27 protein-coding genes are annotated in these 25495 nt (G+C 63.3%); 17 read left to right on the top strand and 10 right to left on the bottom strand.

Going from position 1 to position 25495, the window contains the following annotated elements:
- Nucleotides 1-29 precede the first annotated feature (29 nt).
- Complete coding sequence (locus GAL01_RS06065) at nucleotides 30-620, top strand: NUDIX domain-containing protein (RefSeq protein WP_062031151.1); 591 nt, start codon at nucleotides 30-32, stop codon at nucleotides 618-620.
- A gap of 66 nt (nucleotides 621-686) precedes the next feature.
- Nucleotides 687-1211, top strand: coding sequence for a hypothetical protein (locus GAL01_RS06060; RefSeq protein WP_145995607.1), 525 nt, complete (start codon nucleotides 687-689; stop codon nucleotides 1209-1211).
- Nucleotides 1212-1214: 3 nt separating this feature from the next.
- Here the strand turns inward: GAL01_RS06060 and GAL01_RS06055 are convergent, their stop codons facing one another.
- The 3 genes from GAL01_RS06055 to GAL01_RS06045 form a co-directional block, all read right to left on the bottom strand.
- Nucleotides 1215-1508: a putative quinol monooxygenase gene (locus tag GAL01_RS06055; protein WP_062031158.1), complete on the bottom strand. Its 294-nt coding sequence runs from the start codon at nucleotides 1506-1508 to the stop codon at nucleotides 1215-1217.
- A gap of 81 nt (nucleotides 1509-1589) precedes the next feature.
- Nucleotides 1590-1967, bottom strand: a complete 378-nt coding sequence (locus tag GAL01_RS06050) for a hypothetical protein (protein WP_062031162.1) — start codon at nucleotides 1965-1967, stop codon at nucleotides 1590-1592.
- 51 nt (nucleotides 1968-2018) lie between these two features.
- Nucleotides 2019-2828, bottom strand: a complete 810-nt coding sequence (locus tag GAL01_RS06045; RefSeq protein ID WP_197458988.1) for a PadR family transcriptional regulator — start codon at nucleotides 2826-2828, stop codon at nucleotides 2019-2021.
- A 190-nt stretch (nucleotides 2829-3018) separates the two neighbouring features.
- On the opposite strand from GAL01_RS06045, the gene GAL01_RS06040 reads away from it, so the two are divergent.
- From GAL01_RS06040 to GAL01_RS05980, 13 genes are all read left to right on the top strand, one after another.
- Nucleotides 3019-3729: a TVP38/TMEM64 family protein gene (locus GAL01_RS06040; protein ID WP_255308573.1), complete on the top strand. Its 711-nt coding sequence runs from the start codon at nucleotides 3019-3021 to the stop codon at nucleotides 3727-3729.
- Nucleotides 3730-3780: 51 nt separating this feature from the next.
- Entirely contained in the window at nucleotides 3781-5049 is a 1269-nt protein-coding gene (locus GAL01_RS06035) for a multidrug effflux MFS transporter (protein ID WP_062031170.1), read from the top strand.
- Between the two features lie 13 nt (nucleotides 5050-5062).
- On the top strand, nucleotides 5063-5413 hold the full coding sequence (locus GAL01_RS06030; protein WP_062031175.1) for a response regulator: 351 nt from the start codon (nucleotides 5063-5065) through the stop codon (nucleotides 5411-5413).
- Between the two features lie 89 nt (nucleotides 5414-5502).
- Nucleotides 5503-6042 (top strand): adenine phosphoribosyltransferase, encoded by a 540-nt coding sequence (locus GAL01_RS06025; protein ID WP_062031179.1) that lies wholly within the window; start codon nucleotides 5503-5505, stop codon nucleotides 6040-6042.
- Nucleotides 6043-6065: 23 nt separating this feature from the next.
- Complete coding sequence (locus tag GAL01_RS06020; RefSeq protein ID WP_062031184.1) at nucleotides 6066-6896, top strand: NADPH-dependent oxidoreductase; 831 nt, start codon at nucleotides 6066-6068, stop codon at nucleotides 6894-6896.
- A 130-nt stretch (nucleotides 6897-7026) separates the two neighbouring features.
- Nucleotides 7027-9537, top strand: a complete 2511-nt coding sequence (gene hrpB, locus GAL01_RS06015) for an ATP-dependent helicase HrpB (RefSeq protein WP_169926407.1) — start codon at nucleotides 7027-7029, stop codon at nucleotides 9535-9537.
- A 75-nt stretch (nucleotides 9538-9612) separates the two neighbouring features.
- Nucleotides 9613-10869 carry a S1C family serine protease gene (locus GAL01_RS06010; RefSeq protein ID WP_062031186.1) on the top strand — a complete coding sequence of 419 codons (1257 nt, stop codon included), beginning with the start codon at nucleotides 9613-9615 and terminating at the stop codon, nucleotides 10867-10869.
- Nucleotides 10862-11071, top strand: a complete 210-nt coding sequence (locus GAL01_RS06005) for a hypothetical protein (RefSeq protein ID WP_062031189.1) — start codon at nucleotides 10862-10864, stop codon at nucleotides 11069-11071. Before GAL01_RS06010 ends, GAL01_RS06005 begins: the two co-directional genes overlap by 8 nt.
- A gap of 101 nt (nucleotides 11072-11172) precedes the next feature.
- Nucleotides 11173-11853 (top strand): winged helix-turn-helix domain-containing protein, encoded by a 681-nt coding sequence (locus GAL01_RS06000; protein WP_011252400.1) that lies wholly within the window; start codon nucleotides 11173-11175, stop codon nucleotides 11851-11853.
- A 6-nt stretch (nucleotides 11854-11859) separates the two neighbouring features.
- Nucleotides 11860-13278 carry a HAMP domain-containing sensor histidine kinase gene (locus GAL01_RS05995; protein ID WP_062031192.1) on the top strand — a complete coding sequence of 473 codons (1419 nt, stop codon included), beginning with the start codon at nucleotides 11860-11862 and terminating at the stop codon, nucleotides 13276-13278.
- Between the two features lie 58 nt (nucleotides 13279-13336).
- Complete coding sequence (locus tag GAL01_RS05990; protein WP_062031196.1) at nucleotides 13337-13681, top strand: hypothetical protein; 345 nt, start codon at nucleotides 13337-13339, stop codon at nucleotides 13679-13681.
- 58 nt (nucleotides 13682-13739) lie between these two features.
- Nucleotides 13740-14477 (top strand): SIMPL domain-containing protein, encoded by a 738-nt coding sequence (locus GAL01_RS05985; RefSeq protein WP_062031201.1) that lies wholly within the window; start codon nucleotides 13740-13742, stop codon nucleotides 14475-14477.
- 99 nt (nucleotides 14478-14576) lie between these two features.
- Complete coding sequence (locus tag GAL01_RS05980) at nucleotides 14577-16091, top strand: tetratricopeptide repeat protein (protein WP_062031206.1); 1515 nt, start codon at nucleotides 14577-14579, stop codon at nucleotides 16089-16091.
- A 78-nt stretch (nucleotides 16092-16169) separates the two neighbouring features.
- Here GAL01_RS05980 and infC read toward each other — a convergent pair whose 3' ends face one another.
- From infC to GAL01_RS05955, 5 genes are all read right to left on the bottom strand, one after another.
- On the bottom strand, nucleotides 16170-16691 hold the full coding sequence (infC, locus tag GAL01_RS05975; RefSeq protein ID WP_011252394.1) for a translation initiation factor IF-3: 522 nt from the start codon (nucleotides 16689-16691) through the stop codon (nucleotides 16170-16172).
- A 153-nt stretch (nucleotides 16692-16844) separates the two neighbouring features.
- Nucleotides 16845-18782: a threonine--tRNA ligase gene (gene thrS / locus GAL01_RS05970; protein WP_062031208.1), complete on the bottom strand. Its 1938-nt coding sequence runs from the start codon at nucleotides 18780-18782 to the stop codon at nucleotides 16845-16847.
- Nucleotides 18783-18895: 113 nt separating this feature from the next.
- Nucleotides 18896-19951 (bottom strand): glycosyltransferase family 2 protein, encoded by a 1056-nt coding sequence (locus GAL01_RS05965; RefSeq protein ID WP_062031210.1) that lies wholly within the window; start codon nucleotides 19949-19951, stop codon nucleotides 18896-18898.
- Nucleotides 19948-20868 (bottom strand): glycosyltransferase family 9 protein, encoded by a 921-nt coding sequence (locus tag GAL01_RS05960; protein WP_062031213.1) that lies wholly within the window; start codon nucleotides 20866-20868, stop codon nucleotides 19948-19950. Before GAL01_RS05960 ends, GAL01_RS05965 begins: the two co-directional genes overlap by 4 nt.
- A gap of 80 nt (nucleotides 20869-20948) precedes the next feature.
- Nucleotides 20949-21614 carry a nucleotide exchange factor GrpE gene (locus tag GAL01_RS05955; protein ID WP_174694452.1) on the bottom strand — a complete coding sequence of 222 codons (666 nt, stop codon included), beginning with the start codon at nucleotides 21612-21614 and terminating at the stop codon, nucleotides 20949-20951.
- A gap of 162 nt (nucleotides 21615-21776) precedes the next feature.
- Between GAL01_RS05955 and GAL01_RS05950 the strand changes: the two genes are divergently transcribed.
- Both GAL01_RS05950 and GAL01_RS05945 read left to right on the top strand, forming a co-directional pair.
- Nucleotides 21777-22547: a response regulator transcription factor gene (locus GAL01_RS05950; protein WP_062031216.1), complete on the top strand. Its 771-nt coding sequence runs from the start codon at nucleotides 21777-21779 to the stop codon at nucleotides 22545-22547.
- 156 nt (nucleotides 22548-22703) lie between these two features.
- Nucleotides 22704-24404, top strand: coding sequence for a stimulus-sensing domain-containing protein (locus tag GAL01_RS05945; protein WP_373317668.1), 1701 nt, complete (start codon nucleotides 22704-22706; stop codon nucleotides 24402-24404).
- A 134-nt stretch (nucleotides 24405-24538) separates the two neighbouring features.
- Here the strand turns inward: GAL01_RS05945 and GAL01_RS05940 are convergent, their stop codons facing one another.
- Nucleotides 24539-24910, bottom strand: coding sequence for a UrcA family protein (locus GAL01_RS05940; protein WP_062031220.1), 372 nt, complete (start codon nucleotides 24908-24910; stop codon nucleotides 24539-24541).
- A 169-nt stretch (nucleotides 24911-25079) separates the two neighbouring features.
- Nucleotides 25080-25430 carry a RidA family protein gene (locus GAL01_RS05935; RefSeq protein ID WP_062031224.1) on the bottom strand — a complete coding sequence of 117 codons (351 nt, stop codon included), beginning with the start codon at nucleotides 25428-25430 and terminating at the stop codon, nucleotides 25080-25082.
- Between the last annotated feature and the right edge of the window lie 65 nt (nucleotides 25431-25495).

Here is a 25495-nt window from a genome sequence, read left to right as displayed (position 1 = left end):
GAAGAACGAAACAAGATCAGGATCCGTCCATGAGCTCCGATAACAGCCCCGGGAAAACTCTCGAAGAGGCCCGCAGGGACGCCGGTTTCCAGACGCTTTCGACCCGGCTGGCCTACAGCAATCCCTGGACCGCGCTGCGTGAGGACATCATCGTCCATCCCAACGGAAAGCAGGGCCTTTATGGCATCGTGGAGCGGGGCGAGTTCGTCGTGATCCTGCCGCTGCATTCCGACGGGAAGGTTACGCTGATCCAGCAGTTCCGCTACCCGGTGGGGGAACGGCTGCTGGAGCTTCCGATGGGCATGTGGGAGACGAAAGAGAACGTCGATCCGGTCGAACTCGCCCTGGGCGAGCTGCGCGAGGAAACCGGACTGCGCGCCGGCGAGATGATCCATGTCGGCACCATGTATCAGGGCGCCGGATACTCGAATCAGAAGGGGCACGTCTTTCTTGCCCGCAATCTGACGCGTGGCGAGACGGAGCTTGAGGCGACGGAAGAGGACATCACCTGCCACGACATGACTCTTGAGGCGTTCGAGAGCATGATCCGCGATGGTGAACTGAAATGCATGGTCTCGCTGGCCGCGTTCGCCCTGATCCGGGCAAAAGGCCTGATCTGAGGCAACCTGCCCGGAAATTGCGGAACCCGGGGCCTCTCTGGGGCGCTATCAGAGGCCGAGAACATCATGAAGGTCCCGATGGTCGACACCGCATCGCCGTCCCCTGATACCAGCCAGATCATCGCACGCGGGCATCCGACCGATAACGAGCTTCTTGCTTTTTATCGCTCGGAAATCCGGTTTGAGACCGAGGTCGTGAATGGACGTCTTCAGGCCCTTCTGGGGTCGCAGGCCTTTCTGGTCATTGCCTATGCGACGGCCATGACCGGCTCTACGAAACGGTGGGGCGACAGCATGGTGCTTCTGCTGCCGCCCCTGTTTTCGCTACTGGGGTTCGTGCTGGCGCTGATGGCGCTGCCGGGCATCCGTGCGGCTTATGCCGCGATCGGGAAATGGGAGGGCAAACAGCGCCATCTGCACATCCGCAGCCCGGACCTGACCGATTTTACCCTGGCCCCGAACGAGGACGAAACCCGCGACATGATGCGTCGCGCACAGCGCGGGGCCCTGTTCGCCCATCAGGCCCCGTTCATTTTCATGATCGCCTGGGCGATTTTCGGGTTCATCCCGTTCTATCTGTATCTGAAATAGCGGTCAGACGACTTCGTCCAGAAAAACGACCTCCGATCCGCCGCCTTCAACCAGCGGGGTGATTGTCTGGTTGAAGACCTTGCCGTGCTCGGTGGCCATATGGGCGGCAAAGGCCGCATCGTCCCGGTAGGTTTCTTCCACATGGAACAGGTCGGGGTCTGAGGCGAGCGTATAGACCTTGAAACGCTCGCAGCCGGGTTCGGCGCGGACGTCTTTTGCCAGCGCCGTCAGCAGGCCGCGCAGGGTTTCGCGCTGTCCGGGAAGGGCCTTGAGCGTGGCGTAGAGGGTCTTGGGCATGGCGGAGAGCCTTGTGGTGGTTGATGATGTCGCACCTTGCCCCCCCGAAGCCCGGTCCGCAAAGGCAAAGCTCTGTGAGGATCAGGGCTTTTCCAGCAGCGTCTTGCAGCGCATCCACGACATGCGGTCCCGGAAGACGAACAGGACGTAATAATCCAGCTCGCGGCTGCGGGTTTTCGTGGTGCGGGTATAGAAGGGATAGACGTCGAACGGCCCCTGAAGCCCGGCAGGAGCAGGCTCCGACGGCAGGACGCAGGTGACGCGGAACAGCGGCATATAAACCGCATCATCGCCGGGATTGCGCCGGACATGCCAGAGGTTGCGACGGAATTTCCTCAGCCGTTCCGGCAGAAGGAACACCATCGACTTTTCGATGAATCCCGCCCCGAACTGCGCCGGCCGGTAATAGCGCATGTCCTCGGGCATGTTGCAGAAATTGGGATGGTCCTGAACGATCATGGACCATCCTTTACGGCATCGGTGCAGGCGTTGGGAGAGGTGCGCCGCGCCTTATTCGCCCGAGGCCTCGTTGCTTGGAGCCTTGTCGGAGGCAGGGTTTGCGATCTCCGCTGCCGCACGGTTGAGGATCGCCACGATCCGCCGCAGTTCGTCCGCATCCGCGCCACGGCGGGACTTCAGGGCGGATTTCAAGGCAAAACGCGCATCATGAAAGGCCTGCCCCAAGGTGGGGTCGAGGTCGTTGACGCCGGTGAAAGCCTCGCGGACATCCGCCATGCGGGCGCCGATGCGGCTCAGGACGTCGAGGATGCGGGCTGCTTCCTCACTGTGGGCCTCGTGATGGGCTTTTCCCTCGTCCGTCAGGCTGTAGAGCTTGCGGTTGCCGTCCTGCGTGACGGCGGCAAGGCCGGTTTCCTCAAGATAGGTGAGGGAGGGATAGATCACGCCGGGGCTGGGCTTGTAGAATCCGCCCGAACGCTCTTCGAGGCGCCGGATCAGCTCATAGCCGTGGGCAGGGGCTTCCGCGAGCAAAGCGAGGATGACGAGCTGAAGCTCATCCGCCGTCAGCTTGCGGCCGCGTGTGAAGTCTTCGCCGCCGAGATCGCCGCCAAAGCCTCTTCCGAAGCGCCCGCCAAAACGTCCGCCTCCCATGCCGCCGCCACGTCCGCCATGTCGGTGTCCGAAGCCGCCTTCGCCGCGGTCCATGCCCCGGTGACGACCACCCCGTTTCTCATTGGGCCGTTCGCCGCGGTCTTTCCGGTCGTCGCCTTCCGCGACGGGTCGCCCCCTGCCGAAGAAGCCTCCACGATGATTGCCGCCATGACGGTCCGTGCTGAAAAAATCTGTCTTACGTCTGAACATTATGTTCTCCTATTCGATATATCGAACGATATAGTATCTTAAGATATATCTGCAAGGGGAAAATGCAGCCGGATGATTTTTCCGGATGCCGCTCCTTCGGCAGCAACCGCGCAGGCATGAACGCGTGTTTACGGTCCGGGCCATAGCCGCGGCGGCCTGCGGCTGGTATCGGGCAGGAATGGGTAGCCCGATGTCTCTCCCCCCCGATCCGGACCTGCGCCGCACATTGCGGCAGATCGTTCCGTGGCGTGCCGCGCTGACGATCGGCGCGATGCTGGTGCTGGTGGCAGCACTCCAGCGGCTGCCGTTCATCCATCATCTTCTGGAAAATGCTCCGCACTGGCGTGAGACGCCGGGCGCGCCGCTGTGGTTCCTGCTGCTGGCCGTGCCCTACAGCGCGTGCGGCCTGCCGCGTCAGGCACTGTGCGTGGCGGCGGGGCTGGCCTTTGGATTATGGGGCGGGCTTGTCCTGTGTTCGCTGGCCTATATGCTGGGGGCGGCTCTGGCGTATGGCTGGGCGCGGCTTCTGGCCCCGGCGGCGTTCCGGGCGCGGTTGCATGACAGGCTGGAAGCGGATTATGCCGCCCTGGCCCGCACGCTCCATGCAAAGCCCTTCCGGGCGGTGCTGACGCTGCGGCTGATGCCTGTGGGGTCGGCCCTGCTGGTTTCGACGGCGGCGGGGCTGTTTGAACTGCCGTTGCTGCCGTTCTCGGTCGCGACCTTTCTGGGCGGACTGCCGCAGACGCTGATTTTCGTTCTGGTCGGGTCCGGGACGCGGATCGGGCATGTCCTTCAGTTGGGGCTTGCGGGAATCCTGTTCGTCGTGTCGGGTGTGCTGGGCGCTGTTCTGCTGCGTCAGCATGGCCGGGAACAGGATGCACGGGAACAGGACGCACCCTGACCACACCATCAGACCATCAATCCGCAACCTGAAGTGAACAGGCAGACGCGCATGACAGACCAGACCATGAGATTCAGACGGGGAGATTCCCTGCCCGCATGGCTTCCGGTTCTGCTGGGAATTTTTACGGCTGTCGGGCCGGTCTCGACGGATGTCTATCTTCCGGCTCTCCCCGAAATGGAGCGCCAGCTTCACACGGCGGCGGGTTCGGGCAGTGCGACCATGGCGGCCTGGGTGATCGGGCTGGCCATCGGGCAGATCAGCATCGGCCCGATCTCGGACCGCTTCGGCCGTCGCTGGCCGCTGCTGATCGGCATGCTGGGTTATACGCTCGGCGAAATCGGCTGTGCGATGGCGCCCAGCATGACGTTCCTGTGCCTGTGCCGTGTTTTTTCCGCCATCATGGCTTCCGCCGGACTTGTGGTGCCGAATGCGTGCATCCGGGATCTGACGGAAGGGGACGAATCGTCAAAAATGATGTCCCGGCTGATCGTCATTCAGGGCACCGTGCCGATCCTTGCCCCCATGCTGGGCGGTTTTGCGCTGAAATTCGTGGACTGGCGCATGATCTTCTGGGCCACGGCCGTCTATGGCGGGCTCTGCACCCTCCTGCTGATGACGGTCTTTCCCGAAACACTGGACCCGCAGGACCGCCGGGATCTGCGTCCGATTTCCATCATCGAACGCTACACCTATATCCTGCGGACCCGCAGCTTCATCACGAATGGTCTGGTCTGGAGCTTTCTGGGATTCGTGACCTTTACCTACCTCACGGCGGCGCCCATGCTGTTCGAGGACGTGTTCGGAATGTCGCCGTTCCATTACGGCATGCTGTTCGGGTTATTCGCGATCTGCATGATCGGGGCGTCCGCCATCAACGGGCAGCTTGTGGGGCGTGTCAGTACGGGCAGGATGCTGTTTTCCGCGCTGGGGATCAGTCTGGCCGGGTGTGCGGTTCTGCTTCTGCTGGCGCTGGTCTCGAACTACGATCTCGATCCGCAGGGGCATATCAAGGCGATGTTCCTGTGGCCGCTCATCGTAGCCCTTGTCATCACCATGGCGCCCACGGGCGTCATCGGGCCGAATGCCATGGTCGGCGCGCTGTCCGAACAGTCCGACCGTGCCGGTTCGGCCTCGGCGCTGGCTGGCACGATGCAGTATCTTTTCGGCGCCGTGGCGAGCGCACTGTTCGGACTGATGCCGTCCGGGACGGCCGTTCCGATGGCGATCTTCATGACGTTTGCCTTCGTTGCCGCCATGGGATTTGCCCTGCTGCGGCCCCGCCTGCCGGTCACTGCGGAACCTCCGCGCCATTCCTGAGGAAACATCCGTCATGAAAGCTCTGCTTGTCGAAGATGACGCCGCCATCGCGCTAGTGGTCGAGACGGTTCTCCAGCGGGAAGGCTGGACGGTCCGGCATGTTCTGGACGGTCTTGCGGCTCTGGAAGGGGACGGGGCGCCGGATCTTCTGGTGACGGACCTCAACCTGCCTGGCGCCAGAAACGGGCTGGAAATCGCGCATCTGCTGCGGGAGCGCAGCCCGCAGATGGCCGTCGTACTCATGTCCGGAGATTATGAAGACCGCGACACGGCCCCGCACGGCATGGCCGTGCTGCCCAAACCGTTCCGCAGGGCCGGGCTTCTGGCAGCCATCGCACAGGCGACGGACGCAATCCGCACCTGAGGCCGGACCTGAACCCGGGGGTTGAGTTGGGGGGGAGACTCCCCTACATGCCGCGCTGTTTGCCATGATCAGATGAAAGCCGTGCCACCATGTCGTTTCAGGATCCCCAGCCGCTCGATCTCAAGAGTTACATCCGCGAAATTCCGGATTTTCCGAAGCCGGGCATCCTGTTCTACGATATCTCGACCCTGATCCGCTCTCCGGACGCCTGGCAGGTCGCCACCGCGCGTCTGGCCCGTGCGATCGCCGCCTGGCAGCCCGATATGCTGGCCGGAATCGAGAGCCGCGGCTTCCTGACCGCCGCTCCGCTCGCGCTGCGTCTGGGCTGTGGTTTTACGATGCTGCGCAAGCCGGGCAAGCTGCCGGGCAAGACCATTTCCCTGAAATACGGCCTCGAATATGGCGAGGACGAGCTGCACATCCAGGCAGACGCCATCAAACCGGGCCAGCGCGTCGTGGTGCTGGACGATCTTCTGGCGACGGGTGGCACGCTGGCGGCATCCGTTGATCTTCTGCGCAAGGTGGGCGCTGAGGTCGTAGGTGCGTCCGTGCTGATCGAGCTTGCGGATCTGAAGGGCCGTGACAAACTGGACGTTCCGCTGAACGCTCTGATGACGTACGACGAGTAAGGCGACGAATAAGGGATCACGATATGTCGGGCACCTCTTCCGAAAGGATTTCCGCACTGTGGCAGACACGGTACCGCACGCCGGCGCCGGAAACCCTGCCGGACAATGCGGTGCTCGACCTGCTGCTGTCGCATCATTCGGTCCGGGCCTATCTGCCGGATGCCCTGCCCGAAGGAACGCTGGAGGCCGGAATTGCGGCGGCGTCCTCGGCTGCGACCTCCAGCAATCTTCAGGTCTGGTCCGTCGTGGCCGTCGAGAACCCGGAGACGCGGGCCAGACTCGCCGAACTGTGCGGTGGCCAGAAGCATATCGAAGTCGCCCCGCTGTTCCTCGCATGGATCGTGGATCTGTCCCGGCTGGAGCGGATCGCCAATCTGGCAGGGACGGGGCACGAGGCGCTCGACTATGAGGAAATCTTCCTCATGGCGACGCTCGATACCGGCATTGCGGCCCAGAACGCCGTCACGGCCTTCGAGTCCCTCGGGCTGGGCACGGTCTATATCGGCGGCCTGCGCAACCATCCCGAAGAGGTGGCACGCCTCCTGTCCCTGCCGCCGCGTTCGGTGGCGGTGGTGGGGCTCTGTGTGGGCCAGCCCGATCCCGCAGCCCAGAACGGCCACAAACCACGTCTGGGGCAGGACGTGGTTCTGCACCGCGAGCGCTACAGCACGGAGACCGAGGCTGAAGGCATCGCGGTCTATGACCGGGTGGCGGACGACTACCAGAAGGAACAGGGCCTGTCGTCGCGCGCCTGGTCGGAAACGGTGGCCAGTCGTGTCGACAGCTTCAAGGGCCTGAGCGGCCGTCACGTCATGCGCACGGTGCTGCACAAACTCGGTTTTTCGTTGCGGTAAGAAGATACAGAGGAAAGTTTTTGGGTTCCGCCGTTTTTCAAAAAGGCGGAGAACGTCGAAGCTTTTTTCAAAAAGCTTCACCAAAAACTTTCAAATTGCTGGCTATCGTTGTCAGTGCGGGGGCTGTGTTCTGACCTTCATTCTTCCTCCCGAACTTCCCGTCACGGCGATCCTGCCGGAGCTTCGGGCGACGTTGCAGACGCAGCCTAACGCCGTTCTCGTCGCGCCTCCGGGTGCGGGCAAGACGACGCTGACGCCGCTTGCGCTTCTGGACGCGCCATGGCTGGGAGCGCAGCGTCTGATTCTCGTGGAGCCGCGCCGCGTGGCGGTGCGTGGGGCGGCCTCGCGCATGGCGTCGTCGCTGGGTGAAAAGCCGGGCGGCATCGTGGGATTCCGCACGCGTACTGATTCCACAATGTCCGCCAGAACGCGCATCGAGGTCGTGACCGAGGGTCTGCTTCTGCGCCGTCTGCTGACCGATCCGCTGCTGGATGGTGTGGGTGCGGTGCTGTTCGATGAAGTGCATGAACGCTCGCTCGATCTGGATGCGGCGCTGGCGTTCTGTCTGGACATGCAACGCGAAATGAGGCCGGATCTGCGGATTCTGGCCATGTCGGCCACGCCCGATGGCCGGGCGTTCACGACGCTGATGAACGCCCCGCTGATCGAGAGCGAAGGCCGCCAGTTCCCCATCGACATCCGCCATACCCGCGATATTCCCCACATGCGGGACCTGCCGGAAGCCTGCGCCCGCGCGATCCGTCAGGCGCTGGTAGAAGAAGACGGCGATATTCTCGCGTTCCTGCCCGGCGTTGGCGAAATCCGCCGCACTCAGGCGCTGCTGGACGGCACAGTCCCCGTTTTCCCGCTGCACGGCGAACAGACGACCGAAGATCAGGACCGCGCCATCGCGCCGTCTGACACGCGCCGCGTCGTGCTCGCGACGTCCATTGCCGAGACGTCCGTCACGGTTTCGGGCGTGCGGATTGTTGTGGATGGTGGTCTGCGTCGTGCCCCGCGGCTTGATCCGAATACGGGCCTGTCGCGGCTGGAAACGCTGAAGATTTCCCGCGCCACCGCCACCCAGCGCGCAGGCCGTGCGGGGCGGCAGTCTCCGGGCATTGCCATCCGCCTGTGGTCGGAGATGACGCAGCGTAGTCTGCGCCCGCAGGACGCGCCGGAAATTCTCGTGGCCGATCTGACGGATTTCGCGCTTGTCACCGCCGCCTGGCAGGAGGTCATGGGAACGGCTCCCGACAGCCTGCCGCTGCTGGACACGCCGCCTGCCGGCGTTCTGGCCGGCGGGCGCGAACTGCTGCGTGAACTCGGTGCGCTGGATGATGCCAACCGCATTACGGCGCTTGGCAAACGCATGGCGTCCCTCGGCACGCATCCGCGTCTGGCCGCGATGCTGTGCGCGGCCCGGACCCTGCCGGAGCGCGTGACGGCGGCCTGTCTGGCGGCTCTGTTGGAAGAGCGCGATCCGCTTCGTCCACGCCCGAACCGCCCGTCCGGTCCTGCCCAAGGAAATACGTCAGGGGCCGATATCCGCGTACGCTTCGCCCTGTTCGAGCGCGATGACCCGCGCGCGGACCGGGCCAGCCTGTTCCATATGCGTCAGTCCGCAAAGCGCTTCCTGCGCCGGATGGGAGAGCGGGACGTGCCGCTCATCCCGCTGCCGGATCATGCGGGCGCGCTGCTGGCCGCCGGTTTTCCGGATCGTGTGGCGCAGGCGGCGGGTGAGCTCGGGCGTTTTCGTCTGGCGGGCGGGGGCAGTGCCCGCGTCTCGGCCAATGATCCGCTGGCGCGCGAGAAACTGCTGGCCGGGGCGGCGTTCCATACGCGCACTTCAACGGAAATCACGCTCGCCGCCCCGCTGGATGCCGAAAACCTGCCCCGGACCCTTCTGGACCGGACCCGCGAGCAGGTCGAGACGACGCTGGACGGGACATCCGGCCGCATCATCGCCCGTCGCAGGCTCCGTCTGGGGGCGCTGGTCCTGCGGGACCGCAATGGCGAGATCAGCCCCGAGGAAGCGCAGACCCTGCTGATGCAGCAGATCGCCGCGACTCCGGCGCAGGCCCTGACCTGGACGGAGGCCGGGCGTCAGTTTCAGGCCCGCGTGGCCCATGCCCGCGCGACCTATGCGCCGCATCTGCCGGACCTGTCCGATGGGGGGCTGGCGGCGTCTCTGGAATGGCTGGAGCCGTATCTTGCGGGATGTGACCGGCTCGCGCAGGTCAGGGCGCTGGACCTGCTGTCCATCCTGCGCGCGCGGCTGGACTATGCTGATCTGTCCGCGCTGGACCGCAAGCTGCCGCCGCGTCTGACGCTGAAGGCCAGCACGCACGATATCGACTATACCGGCGCGGTTCCTACGGTTTCCGCCCGCGCGCAGGCCTTTTACGGGACGGCCCGGACGCCGGAACTTGCGGATGGACAGCTTGCCCTGCAATGCGCGCTGCTGTCCCCAGCCGGACGTCCGCAGGCGATCACGGCGGATCTGGAAGGCTTCTGGAAAGGGAGCTGGGCCGATATGCGCCGGGACATGCGCGGCCGTTATCCCCGCCATGACTGGCCTGAGGACCCCGCAACGGCAGAGCCGCCGAAACCGCGTTCGAAATCTCAGCAGGGGCGCTGAATCGTCAGGATCTTGGGATGTGGAACAATTCTGTGTTAGCAGCTTTGATATGACGATGTTCCTGTCCTGTTTCCCATGAACCGCACCCTGCAGGCTGCTGCAATCGGTGCCGGAACGGCCACTGTGGTGACGGTGGGGCTGATGCTGGCCCTGCGCGGTCATGGCAACAGCCCGCAGAGCGTTGCACATCCCGTGGAACAGCCGCAGAAACCCGCGGCCATGCCGGTCCCCGCGCCGAAACTGCTTCCGACCATCATCCCCGACCGCACCGTCGCGGGCGAGAACACGGACGCGCATGGCATCCCTACACAACCCGCCGTCGTCCCGGCTCCGGCCCCCGCTTTGCCGCCGCTTCTGGTCAAATACGGACCGCTGAGTTTCGCCCCCCTGGTGCGGCAGGTGATCCCGGCCGTCGTCAACATCGCCATCACCCAGAACAGCCCCGACGGCCACGACCATATCCCGCCCCAGATCCGCGGCACGCCACTGGAAAAGCGCTACCGGGACCGGATGAAACGCCAGCAGGAAGAAATGGTCGGCGCGGGATCGGGCTTCATAGTCGATCCGTCCGGGATCATCGTGACCAACCGCCATGTCGTGGGCGGGGCGGACAAGGTTGTGGTCTCGCTGTCCAACGGGCATGAAATGCCGGCGCGTCTGCTCGGGGCCGATCCGCTGACGGATATTGCCGTCATCAAGGTCGATAGTCCCGAGCCGCTTCCGCATGTCACCTGGGGCGACAGCCAGCAGACCGATATCGGGGACTGGATTCTCGTCGCGGGCAATCCGTTCGGGTTCGGATCGTCCGTCACGGCGGGAATTGTCTCGGCGGTCGGGCGCGATCTGGGGATCGGGTCGCTTGACGACTTCATCCAGCTTGATGCCCCGATCAATCCGGGAAATTCGGGCGGTCCGGCCTTCAACATGCGCGGACAGGTCGTGGCCGTGAATGCTGCCATCGTAACGCCTGCAGGCGGGTCTGTGGGGATTGGCTTTGGTATCCCGTCCGAAATCGTGGCGCCGATCGTCGCGGAAATAGAGGCGACGGGCCATGCCGAACATGGCTGGCTCGGCATTACGCTCGATGATGGCGATACGGCCATTGGGATTGCGGGTGTCGACAATGGGGGCCCGGCCCAGAAGGGCGGTCTGCGGCGCGGCGATATCGTGACTCAGGTGGACAATGTTCCCGTCACCAGCGCGCGGATGCTTCTGCGGAGTATCGCGGCGGCGCGTCCGGGCGTGGTTCTGAGTTTTCGGATCCAGCGCGGCAAACAGTCTCTGACGCTGCCCATCCATATCGGTCCGCGTCCGCAGGATGCGGATGACTGAGCCACTTCGCAGGTCAGTCTGCCTGTGCGGTCTGGTCCTGCTGGCCGGGCTTGCCGGATGCAGTCCCGTGCCGCCGTCACGGGGGCAGAGCGGTTATCGCGACGGGCTTTCCGAGGCCTCCCCGTTCTCATGGGGGCCGATCAGCGCCTCGTCCCTGCGCGACGCGCAGCAGGATGCGTTTGACAACGCAATTCCCCGCTAGGCAGCCCGTTCTGTAACAACGGCGTTTGACGGCGCCCTTCAAGCCGGTATTCTTTCCTAAAGGGAACGGCAAGACTGCGTTCGGAAGGAAGAGAGACAACGATGCGTATCCTGCTGGTCGAGGATGATCCGACGGTCCGTGCTTTCGTGCTCAAGGGGTTGCGGGAAGCCGGGCATGTCGTTGATGAAGCGGATAACGGCAAGGACGGCCTGTTTCTGGCCGTCAGCGAGAACTATGACGTCGTGATCCTGGACCGGATGCTGCCAGGCGGCATCGACGGTCTGCGGATTCTCGAAACCCTGCGCGGTCAGAAGAATGCAACGCCCGTCCTGCTGCTCTCGGCGCTGGCGGATGTGGACGAGCGCGTTGCGGGTCTCAAGGCCGGCGGCGATGACTACATGACCAAGCCCTTCGCCTTCTCCGAGCTTCTGGCGCGTGTCGAGGCGCTGGGCCGTCGTGGCCGTCCGGAAAGCGCGCCACAGACGCGGCTTGTGGTGGGCGATCTGGAAATGGATCTGCTGTCCCGCACCGTCAAACGTGGCGGCGAGAAGATCGACCTTCAGCCCCGTGAGTTTCGCCTTCTGGAATTCCTGATCCGTCATGCCGGGCAGGTCGTGACCCGCACCATGCTGCTCGAGCGCGTGTGGGACTATCATTTCGACCCGCAGACCAACGTGATCGACGTGCATGTCTCGCGCCTGCGGCAGAAGGTGGACAAGCCGTTCGACAAGCCCATGATCCACACGATCCGCAATGCGGGCTATATCCTGCGGGCGGACTGATTGGGAATGCTGCTGCGCAAGGTCCGCTGTTTCTGGCTGCTCCTGAAACGGCGCCTGCGCTGGCCGGTCCGTTCGGCCGGGCTGAACTTCGCGCTGGCCTACGGGCTGGTGTTCGTGATTTCGGCCGGGGCATTCCTGTCCTTCATCTGGTGGAACACGACCGGACAGCTCGACCGTCAGGTGGAGCTTGCGGTGCAGGTCGATGCCGCCGATCTCTCCCATCGCTGGGCGCAGGGCGGCCCGCCCGCGCTCAGCCTCGCCATTCAGGACCGGCTGGACCAGAATGTCGATGATGACGAGCTGTATCTCTTGGTCGGCCCCGACGGTCGCAAATTTGCCGGAAACCTGCCGGGCTGGCCGGTCGTCATCAGCCAGATGGACCAGTTTTATGAGCTGGCCATCAAGCGCGACGGCTTTCGCACCAATGCCAAGATGCACGCCTATGCCCTGACGCAGGGGTTTCGGATGATCGTGGGGCGCGATGTCCGCGGGCGTCAGCTCGTCCGGCACGTTCTGACCGATACGCTGATCTGGGCCTGGGTCATGGTCTCTTTACTGGCGGCAGGCGGGGCGCTGGCGATCCGCAGGATTTTCCGGCAGGTCGTCCGCTCCATCGCGCGCACGACGGCGGCGGTGGCGCAGGGCGATCTGAGTCAGCGTATCCCCCTCACGGGCAATGAAACCGATCTGGTGGCGCAGACCGTCAACACCATGCTCGAGCGGATCAACCGCCTGATGGATGGCGTCAAACAGGTCTCCAACGCCATTGCACACGACTTGCGCACACCGATTGCCCGTGCCCGCGCCCGGCTCGAGGACGCCAATCGTACCGCGACCTCCGCCGGGGAACTTCATGCCGCGATCGACCGTGCGGTTACGGATCTCGACCGGGTGACGTCGATTTTCGAGGCCCTGCTGCGGATTGCGCAGCTTGAGGCGGGCGCGAGGCGGGCGGCTTTCACGCTTCTGGATGTCCGCTCCCTGCTCGATGGACTGAGCGAACTCTATGAGGCGTCTGTTGAGGACGCCGGGCTGCGACTGGTCTTCAGGGCCGGGACCGTGCCGCCTGTGAATGGCGATCCGCATCTGCTGCAACAGGCCGTGGCCAATCTGCTGGACAATGCCATCAAGTTCGCACCGCCCGACACGGCCATTACCCTGTCGGTGGACATGCGTGGCGATCGTCTGGCCATTACTGTTGCGGATCAGGGGCCGGGGATGAGCGAGGACGATCTGGGGCGAGCTTCCGAGCGGTTCTTCCGGGCCGAAACGGCTCGTAACACGCCGGGAGCCGGGCTTGGTCTGTCGCTCGTACAGGCTGTCATGAGTCTGCATGGGGGTGCGCTTGAACTGAAAAACGGGGATCAGGGCCTGTCCGCGACCCTGCTCCTGCCGGTCGTGCCACCCGTCGCAAAGGCTGCATGACGGAAGTTTCATGCCAGCCCCACCCTGCGCTTAGCTGGAATGGGCTAGACAGTCCGTAATGCGCTTTTTCCTCCCTTCGCCGGTGCTGCTCCCGGCCTTCTGTCTGCTCGGCTGTCTGGCCGCGTCGCCGGTCCTGCATCCGGTGCAGCACCAGCCGTCCGGGCGGTCAGATGATGCGATTTCGGTGACGTCCGAGACGGCGGAATACTGTGCGCGGCTTCGCAAAAGCGTGGATGGCGAACTGGCCGCTCCTCCCGCCGCCATTGCGCTGGGGATGATGGAAGACGCGCGTCATCTGCGCGCGCAGGGAAGCCTTCTTTGTGCACAGGGGCATGTCCGGGCGGGGATCGAACGCCTGCGTCGGGCGTTGGTCCTGCTGAAACACGCCCCGGAGCCGCGCTGACGCGCTTTGCTGATAGTTTTCGGGGCATTCCATACGATACCTGCTTTCAGGAGATCCGATGATCCGTCTTTCCTCCCTGATCCGGCCAGCCCCGTTTCTGGTGGCTGCTCTGGCCGTGTCTCCGCTCGCCCTTTCCGGGACGTTCTCCACAGCACAGGCCGCTGACATGCCCCAGACAACGCCACAGACAACGACCCAGCTTGATTTCAGTGTGACCGGCAATGCCCATGCCGCGCCAACGGAACTGACGGTCCGCCTGTCCGTCCGCTCTGACAGTCCGTCCGCCGCGACGGCCCAGAAGGACGTAAACACCCGCATGGCCGCTGCCCTGAAACTGGCGGGAGGTCAGGCGGGAATCGAAGCGAAGGCGGGGGGATACTCCATTTACGAGAACACGCCTGAGCACGCGCCCAAAAGCTGGACGGCCCGGCAGGAGCTTGAGCTCAGCGGCAAGGACTCCGTGCAGCTTCTCGCGCTGGCCGGGCAACTCCAGTCGCAGTCCCTGATGCTGGAAGGGATGGACTGGTCTCTGGATGACGCCACCCGTGAACAGCTTCTGAAAGATGCCCGGACGACGGCCCTCAAACAGGTCCGCCAGCAGGCGGAGCAGAGCGCACAGACGCTGGGTCTGCGCCTCGTGCGCCTGAAGGAGGTTCGCATTTCATCTCAGGAGCCGGGCCCGCGTCCCGTCATGCTCATGGCTGCCCGTATGGCCGATTCCGCACCACCGCAACGCAGCCCGGATGAACAGACCCTTCGCGTGAATGTCTTCGTACAGGCGGAACTGTCGCAGTAATGTTTCTGCCGCGGGAGCGGCCTCTGTCAGGGTGTAAAAGAGAAGGATTTTAAGGGTTTCTTAGGGAGCTTTCGCTACCACGAAAAAAAAGGAGCCCTCATGCCCAATTCTTTCCGTTTGCTGGCACAGGACATTATCGCTCTGGCAGATGCGGGCGACGTATCCGCTGCATTCGAAAAGCTGAACGAAGGTGTCCAGACGCTTCCTGAAGAACCGCATTCCGCATTTCTGGCGGGATGTCTGTATGAGCGCCTCAGGGACTGGCAACAGGCACGGCGCTTTTACCTCCAGAGCCTGCATCTGGACGTCAACGCCCCGAGGATCTGGCATCGTCTGGGAATTGTTTGTCTGGAAGCAGGCGATCTGGACGGAGCGGAGCGGGCGCTGAAGGTCGCCATCCAGCAAAAACCGTCCGAGGCGCCGTATTACGTCGATCTGAGCCTGGTTCAGGCCCGCAAGGGCGCGTTCGATGCGGCCCTTGAGAACGCCATAACCGGCGATTCCCTCTGTCCGGACCATGTTCCGGCCATCAATAATATTGCCCATGCGCTTCAGTGCCTTGGGCGGAGCGAAGAATCGCTTCCCTATTATGACCGGGCCATTGCTCTTGCGCCGGAAAACGGCGTCTGTCGTTTCGGACGGGCCGTCAGTCTTCTGAAGATCGGAAATTTCGAGGCCGGATGGCGGGAGTATGAATGGCGCTGGCGGTGCTGCCAGATGCCGCGCACGGATCTTTCCGTCCCGCTATGGGACGGGGAGGACCTGACGGGCCGGACCATTCTGATCCATCACGAACAGGGCTATGGCGATACGCTCCAGTTCATCCGTTTTGTGCCCCTGCTCAAGGCGCTGGGGGCGACGACCGTGGTGCAGGTTCCGCCCTCGCTTGTCAGACTTCTGGAGCGGATGGACGGCATTGACAGGGTGATCACGACGCTTGATCCGTCATTGCCTCTGGATCTGCACTGCCCGCTTGTCGGCCTGCCGATGCGCCTGGGTCTGACACCGGACACGGCGCCGGAATGTCCGTATCTGTCCGTGCCCGTCGAGGAACAGGAGCGTGTGGGCGGTGCTTTGCGGCAGAGCGTGGTGCAGACCCCCCGGCAGCCCGAACTGATTGTCGGGCTGGTCTGGAACGGTGACCCCCGACCTCATGATTTCGTCGCCACGCAGGTGGACCGGCGCCGGAGTGTCCCGCTGGAGAAACTCGCTCCCCTGATGGATGTGGAGGGAATCCGGTTCGTCAGTTTTCAGCTTGGTGCCGCGAAAAACCAGATTGTCGAAACCGGCCTGCCCGTGATCGACGTCACGGACGGGATTGTGGATTTCGCGGACACGGCGGCCCGGCTTTATGGCGTGGACCTGCTGATCAGCGTAGATACATCCATGGTGCATCTGGCTGGCGGACTCGGCCTGCCGGTCTGGATGATTTCACGCAGCGATGCGTGCTGGCGCTGGGGCGAAACCGGTTCGACAACGCCGTGGTATCCCAGCATGCGGATTTTCCGTCAGCCGCGTTCGGGAGACTGGGAGACGCCGGCGGTCGAGATTGCGGGCATGCTGCGGCAGTTCGTTGCACTGTACCGCACGAACCTTGCGGCCGAGGCGGCCTGAAGCACAGGCCATAAAAAAAACCGGCCGCTTCCCGAAAAGGAGGCGGCCGGTTTTCCATTCGCAGGATGAAAGCCCCCTTTAGCGGGGCGCAATCACCATCAGCATCTGGCGGTTTTCAAGGCGGGGCATCTGCTCCACCTTCGCCTTTTCTTCGACTTCCTGCCGGATACGCTCAAGCATCTTGATACCCAGCTCCTGATGGGCCATTTCGCGGCCCTTGAAGCGCAGGGAAATCTTGACCTTGTCGCCTTCGTCAAGAAAGCTGTGAATAGCCTTGAGCTTGGTCTGGAAGTCATGCTCGCCCGTACCGGGACGAACCTTCACTTCCTTGATCTCAATGACCTTCTGCTTTTTGCGGGCTTCGTTCTTCTTCTTCTGCTGCTCATACTTGAACTTGCCGTAGTCGAGAATCTTCACGACAGGAGGAACAGCGGTCGGGCTGATTTCCAGAAGGTCGAGACCCACCGAAAAAGCGCGCATCAGGGCATCCCGGGTCGTCATGACGCCCTGCATTTCGCCTTCTTCGTCAATCAGACGAACCTGCGGAACACGGATTTCCTCGTTGACGCGCGGTCCTTCACGGGTTGGCGCGGCCTGCATCGGCGGTCTAGCTATGGTCAGCTCCTGTCATCAGTTTCGGTCGGGTCCGGTAGCCTGCATCCGCCTTCACGAAGAAAGGCGGGATACGGCCAGTTCCGATCCCGTTCCTTCTGCACATAGTCCTGCCTTACGCCCGGTGCAAGGGGATTACGTTCAATCCTTTGTCGCGCGTGCGATGTCGGGGGCCTGCGCCTCTTTCGCAAGAGCCGCAACGGCCTCGTCGAGCGAGAGAATTTCCTGCGTCGCGCCGCCCAGACGCCGCATGGCGACCTTGCGTTCCTCGGCTTCGCGACGACCCACCACAAGGATGACCGGAACGCGCGCCAGGCTGTGTTCGCGGATCTTGGCGTTGATCTTGTCGCTGCGGATGTCGGTCTCGACCTGGAGTCCCGCGGCCTTGAGGGTCGCGGCGACTTCGTTGGCATAATCGCCAGCGTCGGAGACGATGGACGCCACAACAACCTGCGTGGGTGCCAGCCAGAGCGGGAACTTGCCGGCATACTGCTCGATCAGGATACCGATGAAGCGCTCAAAACTGCCGAGAATCGCGCGATGCAGCATGACCGGACGATGACGGTTGCTGTCCTCGCCGATGTAAGAGGCGTCCAGACGCTCCGGCAGAACGTAATCCACCTGAAGCGTGCCGCACTGCCAGTCACGACCGATGGCATCCGTCAGCACGAATTCGAGCTTCGGACCGTAGAACGCGCCTTCGCCCGGATTGTATTCGTACTCGACGCCCGCGATCTCGCAGGCTTTCTTGAGCGAGCCTTCCGCACGATCCCAGACCTCGTCCGAACCCGCACGCGTTTCCGGACGGTCGGAGAACTTCACGCGGAAGCTCTCGAATCCGAGATCCGTGTAAACTTCGGCCAGCATCTTCACGAATTTCGCGGTTTCGTCCGCGATCTGGTCGTCCGTGCAGAAAATATGGGCGTCGTCCTGCGTGAAGCCGCGCACGCGCATGATGCCGTGCAGCGCGCCCGACGGTTCATAACGGTGACAGGCGCCGAATTCCGCCATCCGCAGCGGCAGCTCACGATAGGAGCGCAGGCCGTGACGGAAGATCTGCACGTGGCACGGGCAGTTCATGGGCTTGAGTGCGAGGGTCTTGTCTTCGTCCTCGACGGTCGCGATGAACATGTTCTCGCGATACTTGTCCCAGTGGCCCGAAGCCTCCCAGAGCGCGCGGTCCACGAGCTGCGGGGTGCGGACTTCCTCGTAGTTGTTCCGCTCCTGCGCACGGCGCATGTAGTCCTGAAGGACCGTGTAGAGGCGCCAGCCCTTGCGGTGCCAGAAGATCTGTCCGACGGCTTCTTCCTGAATGTGGAAGAGGTCCATTTCGCGCCCGATGCGGCGATGATCGCGCTTCTCGGCTTCCTCAAGGCGCAGGAGATGGGCGTCCAGCTCCTTCTTGTCGCGCCAGGCAGTGCCGTAAATGCGGGTCAGCATGGGGTTGCGATGGTCGCCGCGCCAGTAAGCGCCAGCCACGCGCATCAGCTTGAACGCCGTGCCGACATCGCCGGTGGTGCGCAGATGCGGGCCACGGCACAGGTCGAGCCATTCGCCCTGACGGTAGATCGAGATCTGCTCGTCTTCCGGCAGGTCCTGAATGAGCTGCGCCTTGAAGTCCTCGCCCTTCTCTTCGAAGAAGCGGATGGCTTCGTCACGGTCCCAGACCTCGCGGACGAACGGCGTGTTGGCCGCCACAATCTCGCGCATCTTTTCTTCGATGGCCGGGAAGTCTTCCGGGGTGAACGGCTTCTCGCGAGAGAAATCGTAATAGAACCCGTCCTTGATGCTCGGCCCGATCGTGACCTGCGTTTCAGGCCACAGGGACTGCACGGCTTCGGCCAGAACATGCGCCGCGTCATGGCGGATCATTTCCAGCGCGTCCTCATCCTTGCGGGTGACGAACTTTACGGACGCATCACTGCTGATTTTGGTGCTGATATCGACGGGCTTGCCGTCCACTTCCATCGCCATGGCGGCCTTGGCGAGGCCCGGTCCGATGGAGGCGGCGATCGTCGTGCCCGTCACCGTCCCGTCGAATGTGCGGACGCTTCCGTCGGGGAGTGTGATGGCGGGCATGGAGATCGCTCCTGTGCGAGTGGGAACGGCAGATCGCTCTGCCGAAAAATGAACGGGTAAATGGCCTCAATCCCCGTCCCGCCGCAACCCCCAGACGGACAGTCGGACCGTTTTCAGGTCGCTTTGTCCATCCGCAGCACGAGCGCAGGCCCATCATGGGGATCGGGCTGCCGCCCTTCGTCCCATCCGAGCGTGACATAATGGATGAGGGGCCAGATCCCGTAATAGTCGTCCTGCGTCACATCCGGGTTGCTTTGGGCATAATACAGCGGATCGAAAACCCGATACTCGTGCTGTTGCCCGTCATCGCGTGCCCGATGGGCCACAAAGCCGGACGGGATGCTGAGGGGAGGGTGCGGAACGCTCTCTCCCATGCCGAGCAGGATGTCCGGATCGACACCCAGATCCCGAAAGCGCTGCGCGATCATGGGCGCATACAGATCCGGCGTCAGGCTGTAACTGGCGAGAAAGTCCTGATAGCTGGCGTTGAAATAATAATGCAGATGCGTACCGTCTTTGGGATGTTCAGGCTGTGCGCCGGTGTCCGTGGCGGTCAGTTTCTGGCGGGCGAAACGACGGATGTCTTCGTAGTCCGGCCGGTTGTGCAGATGCAGATACACGAAAGGCGTGCGGACATAACGGTTGGGATAAATGCTCTGCGGGTTGTGAAAGCCGCGGTCCAGACTGACGATCGTATGCGCCCGGAACAGACCGCGCCGGACAATCTGGGGCCGGTAGTAATCCGGTGCTTCCGGCACGTTCAGCAGCAGGCGTTCGGTGATGAAGGTCGCGTTTTCCTGCTTCAGATAGTCGAACTGCCGTCGAATAACGTCCGGGTCGAGCGAAAGCTGGTCCAGAAAAACCGTCAGGAACTCGTCGCAGTCCAGCGGGACGGCAAAATCGTAGGACTCTTCTGCATCCCACTGACGGATGATGTTGGCGATGACCTCGCCTTTGTGCAGGAAATCGCTGTGCGATGCGTGATCGCGGATGATCCGCACGCCCTTTTCCTCATACCGGCTCTGGATCTCCAGAACGGCGGGGTCAGTCGAACCATTGTCGATCACGGTCAGGCTGGGAAAACCGAAAATTGCCGCGTGCCACAGAATCCACGGCTCCAGCAGGGTCGCCTCGTTCTTCTGCATCATGACGCAGCGGATTCGGGTCATCGGGACAGCAGGGCGTCCATGCAGGTCTCGACCCGTTCTACGGGCAGCATCGCCAGATCAGGCACCACGATCAGCTCCGTCCGGCCTGCCGTAGGGGTGAGGGGTGCCGTCAGGCGCGGATCGCTGTCCGGGCCGAAAAGCGTGAGGCAGGGTGTGTCCATCGCGGCGGCCAGATGCATCGGGCCGGTGTCGTTGCCGATCACGAGGCAGGCGCGGTCGAGTACGCCCGCGAGTTCGACCATCGTGGTCTGGCCCGTCAGGTCGAGGGCCGCTGGGCAGACGCGCAGGATGTCCTGGGCCAAATGCGCTTCGGTCCGGGTTCCTGCGATGACCGGACGGATGCCCTTCGCGGCAAGGGATTTTGCAATTTCGGCAAAGCGGGCGCTGGGCCATCTTTTCTGGGGGCGGTGAGGGGCTGCGCCCGGTACCAGAACGGCATAGGGGGCAGCAATGTCCGGCCCATAGCCCTGAAGCCAGCGCGGAACACTGCGCGGCAGGGGGGTAACCCCGGCGTCATGCAGTTGGTCGTCGAGCCGGGCCAGCGTGTGCATGGCGTTGCGCGACGGATTGCCGTGCGGATGGCAGCAGCCGTCGGAAATGCCAGACCAGTTCGCGGGCTGTCCTGCGAGGCGGAAATAGGTTTTGGACCGTCCCGAAGTCTGAAGATCGAAGACCCGGTCATAGCCGCGCAGCTTGCGCGACAGGCGCCACAGCCCCGGCAGATTGCCCATCGACGGGCGGTCATCCGTGAGGACTTCGTCGAACCATGGCGCGGCGCGGGCCAGATCCACGAAAGGCGCGGTCGTCAGAAGGTTCAGCGTGGCGTGGGGGAAGGCAGCCCGGATGGACGCGAAAGCGCTGAAAGCCTGAACGAAATCGCCCAGCGCGCCGAGCTTTATGACAAGTATGCGACTCATGAGCCAACTTTAGCAGGGTGTTGCGGAACGCCAACCGTTCCCGGCTGGCGTTCCGCAAAGAAAATCGACCCTGTGGCCAATCAGGCCGTGGTGTCGACGCCCTGCGGTGCTGCAGCCGGTTCGCCCTTGGCGACCACGACCATGGCGGGCTTCAGCAGGCGGCCCTTGAGCAGCCATGCCGGCGTCCAGGCCTGCATGACATGGCCTGACGGATGCTGGTCGGACGGCTGTTCCGCCATCGCCTGATGCAGGTTGGCGTCGAACGGCTTGCCGGTAGGGTCTTCGCAGGTGATGCCGTTGCGTTCGAGAATGCCGAGGAACGAACGCTGTGTGCCCTCGATTCCCTCGCGCAGCTTCGTGATGAGGATGTCCTCACCTTCCGTCTTCGCGGGCAGGGAGGCCAGACCGCGCTCGAGATTGTCGGCGGCTTCCACCACGTCGCGGGCGAATTTCTGGATGGCGTACTGGCGCGCATCCTCGATGTCGCGCTTGGCGCGGGCGCGGATGTTCTGGCTTTCGGCCTCGGAACGGACCCAGCGGTCCTTGAGTTCCGCAACCTGGGCTTCAAGAGCCTCGATCCGGGCTTCGGGAGTCGTCTCTTCCAGCTTTTCTCCGCCAGTTTCGTTCATGCCCGGCGTTTCGTGGCCGGAGGTCTCGACGCCCTGTTCAGGCACGTCGTGGGCCGTTTCCGGCGAGGCGTTGTGGTCTGTCATGTCACGACCTTCTTTGGTGGGACGGGCCATCATGCGGCCCCGTTCTTCTTCAGGAGATAACGCTGATTGTCCTAAAGACAAGGGTTGCGCCGTCGCATAACGACGCATCATGTCATTGAAAAGCCTATTTTCCGCCATCATGGATCATGGGTTATAGGTAAAAAGCCGCAACAGTTCTCAGCAGACGGACCCCTCATGGAGACGCCCCGAACCCCCTACGCGCCGCCCGCGCCTGCCTCGCAGACGCCGCCCGGAGCTTCCGCCGCGCCGATCATCGCGCTGGTGGACGATGACCGGAACATTCTCGCGTCCGTTCAGATGACGCTCGAAGCCGAAGGATTTACCGTCCACACCTATACCGATGGCGAAAGCGCGCTACAGGGCATCACCTCGCGCCCGGTCAGCCTTGCGGTGCTGGATGTGAAAATGCCGCGCATGGATGGCATGGAGCTGCTCCAGCGCCTGCGGTCGCGCTCGAACCTGCCGGTCATTTTCCTGACGTCCAAGGACGAGGAGCTGGATCAGCTCATGGGCCTGCGTCTGGGGGCTGACGACTACATCACCAAGCCCTTCTCCCAGCGTCTGCTGATCGAGCGCATCCGCGCCCTGCTGCGCCGTCAGGATGCCAGCCGGGCCGAGGCCACGGGTGTGGCAGCCGTCGGCTCCGCCATCGTGCGGGGCAAGCTCTCGCTGGACGAAACGCGCCATCAGTGCCTGTGGGACGGACAGGACATTGCGCTCACGGTCACGGAATTCCTGCTGGTCAAGGCTCTGGCCCTGCGTCCGGGGATGGTGAAGTCGCGCGACCAGCTCATTGATGCCGCCTATGGCGACAATATCTATGTCGATGACCGCACGATCGACAGCCACATCAAGCGCGTCCGCAAGAAGTTCCGTCAGGTGGACGACGAGTTCAACCAGATCGAGACGCTGTACGGCATCGGCTACCGCTACCGGGACGAGTAAGCGCGCGTGGATGATGATTCGGGGGCTTTTCCGACAGGCCATATTCTCGATGCCGACCGGCTGGAACAGGGCCGGGACCGGCGGCGTGCCGAATCGGCCCGGGCTGCTCTGCGGGCGGGGCTGGGCGAGTCCCTGCGGAAGGTCGGCGCAAAGATCTTGAAGCGCCTGCGCCCGCGGCGGGCTTCGGAAATCTCGCTATCGCGGCGGCGTCTGGCGTCCCCGCTTCTGGTGCGGATCCTGCTGCTGAACGCCCTGCCGCTCGCTCTTCTGGCCGTCACGCTGCTGTTTCTGGACCAGTTCCAGAATGGGCTTTTGGAAACCGACGTCAACGCCCTGCGTGAACAGGCGCATATCTATGCAGGTGCCCTTGGCCAGTCCGCTGTGCGGGTGAACGCGCACGGGCCGGGCCATCCCGCGCCCGGGGGTAATCTGGAGCTGGATGTCGCGCAGGCCCGGCCGCTTCTGGCCAGCCTGACCGAGCCGAGTCCGAATGCTCACGCCCTGCTGTTCGATCCGGATGGCAAGCTTGTCGTGGACAGCCGTACGGCCTCTCGCCGCAAACAGGACCATGCGCTCCCCGACCCCGTCGATGGCACGCCGTGGCAGCCGCCGCGCAACAATATTCTGGAAAGTTTCTACGACTGGCTGCTGTCGCTCCTGCCGCTGACCTCCAGCGAGGAAGTCACGCTCGACACCAACGATACCGCCATGGACGGCCCGCATGATGCCCGGCCGCTCCAGTCACAGGCCGAGCTGCCGCCCTTTATCCGACGGACAAAAGACCATCAGCTTGTCGTGACGGTGGTGGAGCCGGTCGTGCGTGATGGCGTGACGGTCGGGGAAATCCAGCTGACGCGCCATGCGCCAGAAGTGGACCGCACGCTGTTCGCTGTCCGGTCCTCGATCCTGTCGCTGGTTCTGGCGGCGCTTGTCGTGACAGTGCTGCTGTCGTGGTATCTGTCGCTCACGATCGCCCGCCCGCTCCTGACGCTGGCGCGGGCGTCCAACGACATGCGCGAAACGGATGGCCGCAAGGACCTGGTGCCCGAGCGGCTGTTGATCCGTCGGGACGAGATTGGCGTTCTGGCCCGCTCGCTCCGGGGCAGTGCGCTGGCGCTCTGGGCGCGGATGGATGACATCGAACGCTTCGCCGCTGATGTGAGTCACGAAATCAAGAACCCGCTGTCCTCCATCCGCTCCGCTATCGAGACGTTGCCGCGTATCCAGATCGCCGAGCGTCGCGAACGGCTGATGGGAATCATAAACAGTGACGTCAAACGGCTTGACCGCCTGATTACCGACATTTCCGACGCCAGCCGGATTGATGCAGAGCTGTCCCGCGTGCGCCCCGAGCCCGTTTCGGTCGTGGCGCTCCTGTCCATCCTCGCGGAAATGCACCAGACCACCCGCCGGGAAAACGACCCTGTGCTTCGGCTGGACGTCCGCGATCAGGACCCGCCGCTCAAGGCGCTGGCCGTGGAGGACCGTCTGGTTCAGGTGTTGCGCAACCTGATTGGCAATGCGGTCTCGTTCTCACCGCCGAAGGGCATCATCGCCTTGCATGCCAGTGCGCGCGATATTGCCGGGAGCGGGCCCGGGACGGGGAGCGTGGTGGAAATCACCATTACCGATCAGGGCCCTGGCATTCCGCCCGGAAAGCTCGACAGCATTTTCGACCGTTTCTATTCAGAGCGGCCCCAGACCGAGAACTTCGGCCAGCATTCCGGCCTCGGGCTCGCGATCAGCCGGCAGATCATTCACGCCCTGCGCGGCAATCTGTTCGCCGAGAACCGGATGGATCCGTCCGGTGCGATCCGGGGTGCCTGTTTCGTGGTGCGGCTCCCCCGCGCGTCCTGATGCTGCCAGCCGTGCAGCGCTCTGGACGCTGATCGCTGGCTCCGGGGACAGGCCCGCAATCGCGCCCGGAACAAGGGCCGCCGCAAAAGGCAGCGCCAGAACCAGGGCCGCAAAGGCGGGCCGGGACACGGGTCTCACTTCCCGGCGGAAAGGGCGAGGAGCACATGGCCGTTCTGATGGCCGCTCTGATGAAGGGTGCGCTGCTGGTCCCGGAGGGCGTAGAGATCCTCGTGGGCGCGGGAGAACGCGTCCTGCTCGCAGTCGGCGCCATCGCTGTCCACCAGCCAGTTGTCCTGAATGAGCTTCTGGCAGACGGCATGGGAGGCCCGGGCAATCTTCTTGTTGGCGATTGTCCAGTCCCGCGTGGTCGTGAGGTCCAGCGACGAGAGGTCGATTTCCGTGCTGGTCGTACCGATCCCGGTGGGAGCGGCATCAGCGGCCTGAAGCGGCAGGGCAACGCTGGCTGTGGAGAGCGCGCAGAGCAGCAGAGTGGAAAAACGGATCATGGCACGACGTTCCTGAAGTCAGTTCCGACGCTGATTGCGTCTGGAAATCTTCAATGCAGGAAGCGTGCCAGTTTTTATTTTCGCTCAGAAAAATTCGATTTCATAAGGATTGAAAACGAATTATTTCGATAAAATTACAAAATACGCCATGGAGTGGCGTATTATCCCATTATTCGTGTGGCGTAGCAGTCAGGCTGAGGGCGATGCGTTGTTCGGGAAGGGGAAAACGCTGTACGATCCGCAGAGTCAGTGCGGGTTTTGCCGCACCCAAAGCCTCATTCAGGGCTGCCTGGCACTGGCTGAAGGTTTGCCCCTCGCGGATCATCGCCGCGACATGCCGGGTGTGGTTCAGCGTGAGGCCATGATCGGCCAGCGCCAGAGAAATGGCCGAGAGTGCCGCCTGACATTCATCCGCCAGCCGTCCGGGGCGATCCCCTTCCGGGCTGAAGCCGCTGAAATCGGTGCAGGTGACCTCGTCTCCATGTACGGTGACGGTCGGGGAAGGGGAGGATGCGCCCATGGTGGTTCGGACTCCTGATCCATGTCAGAGGTCCGTCATGCCCCTGTCCGGCTCAAGGTCTTAGT

The sequence above is a fragment of the Gluconobacter albidus genome, from assembly GCF_002723915.1.
GTDB lineage: Bacteria > Pseudomonadota > Alphaproteobacteria > Acetobacterales > Acetobacteraceae > Gluconobacter > Gluconobacter albidus.
Note: the sequence above shows the minus strand (reverse complement) of the source record. Positions and strands in the feature narration are given on the sequence as shown.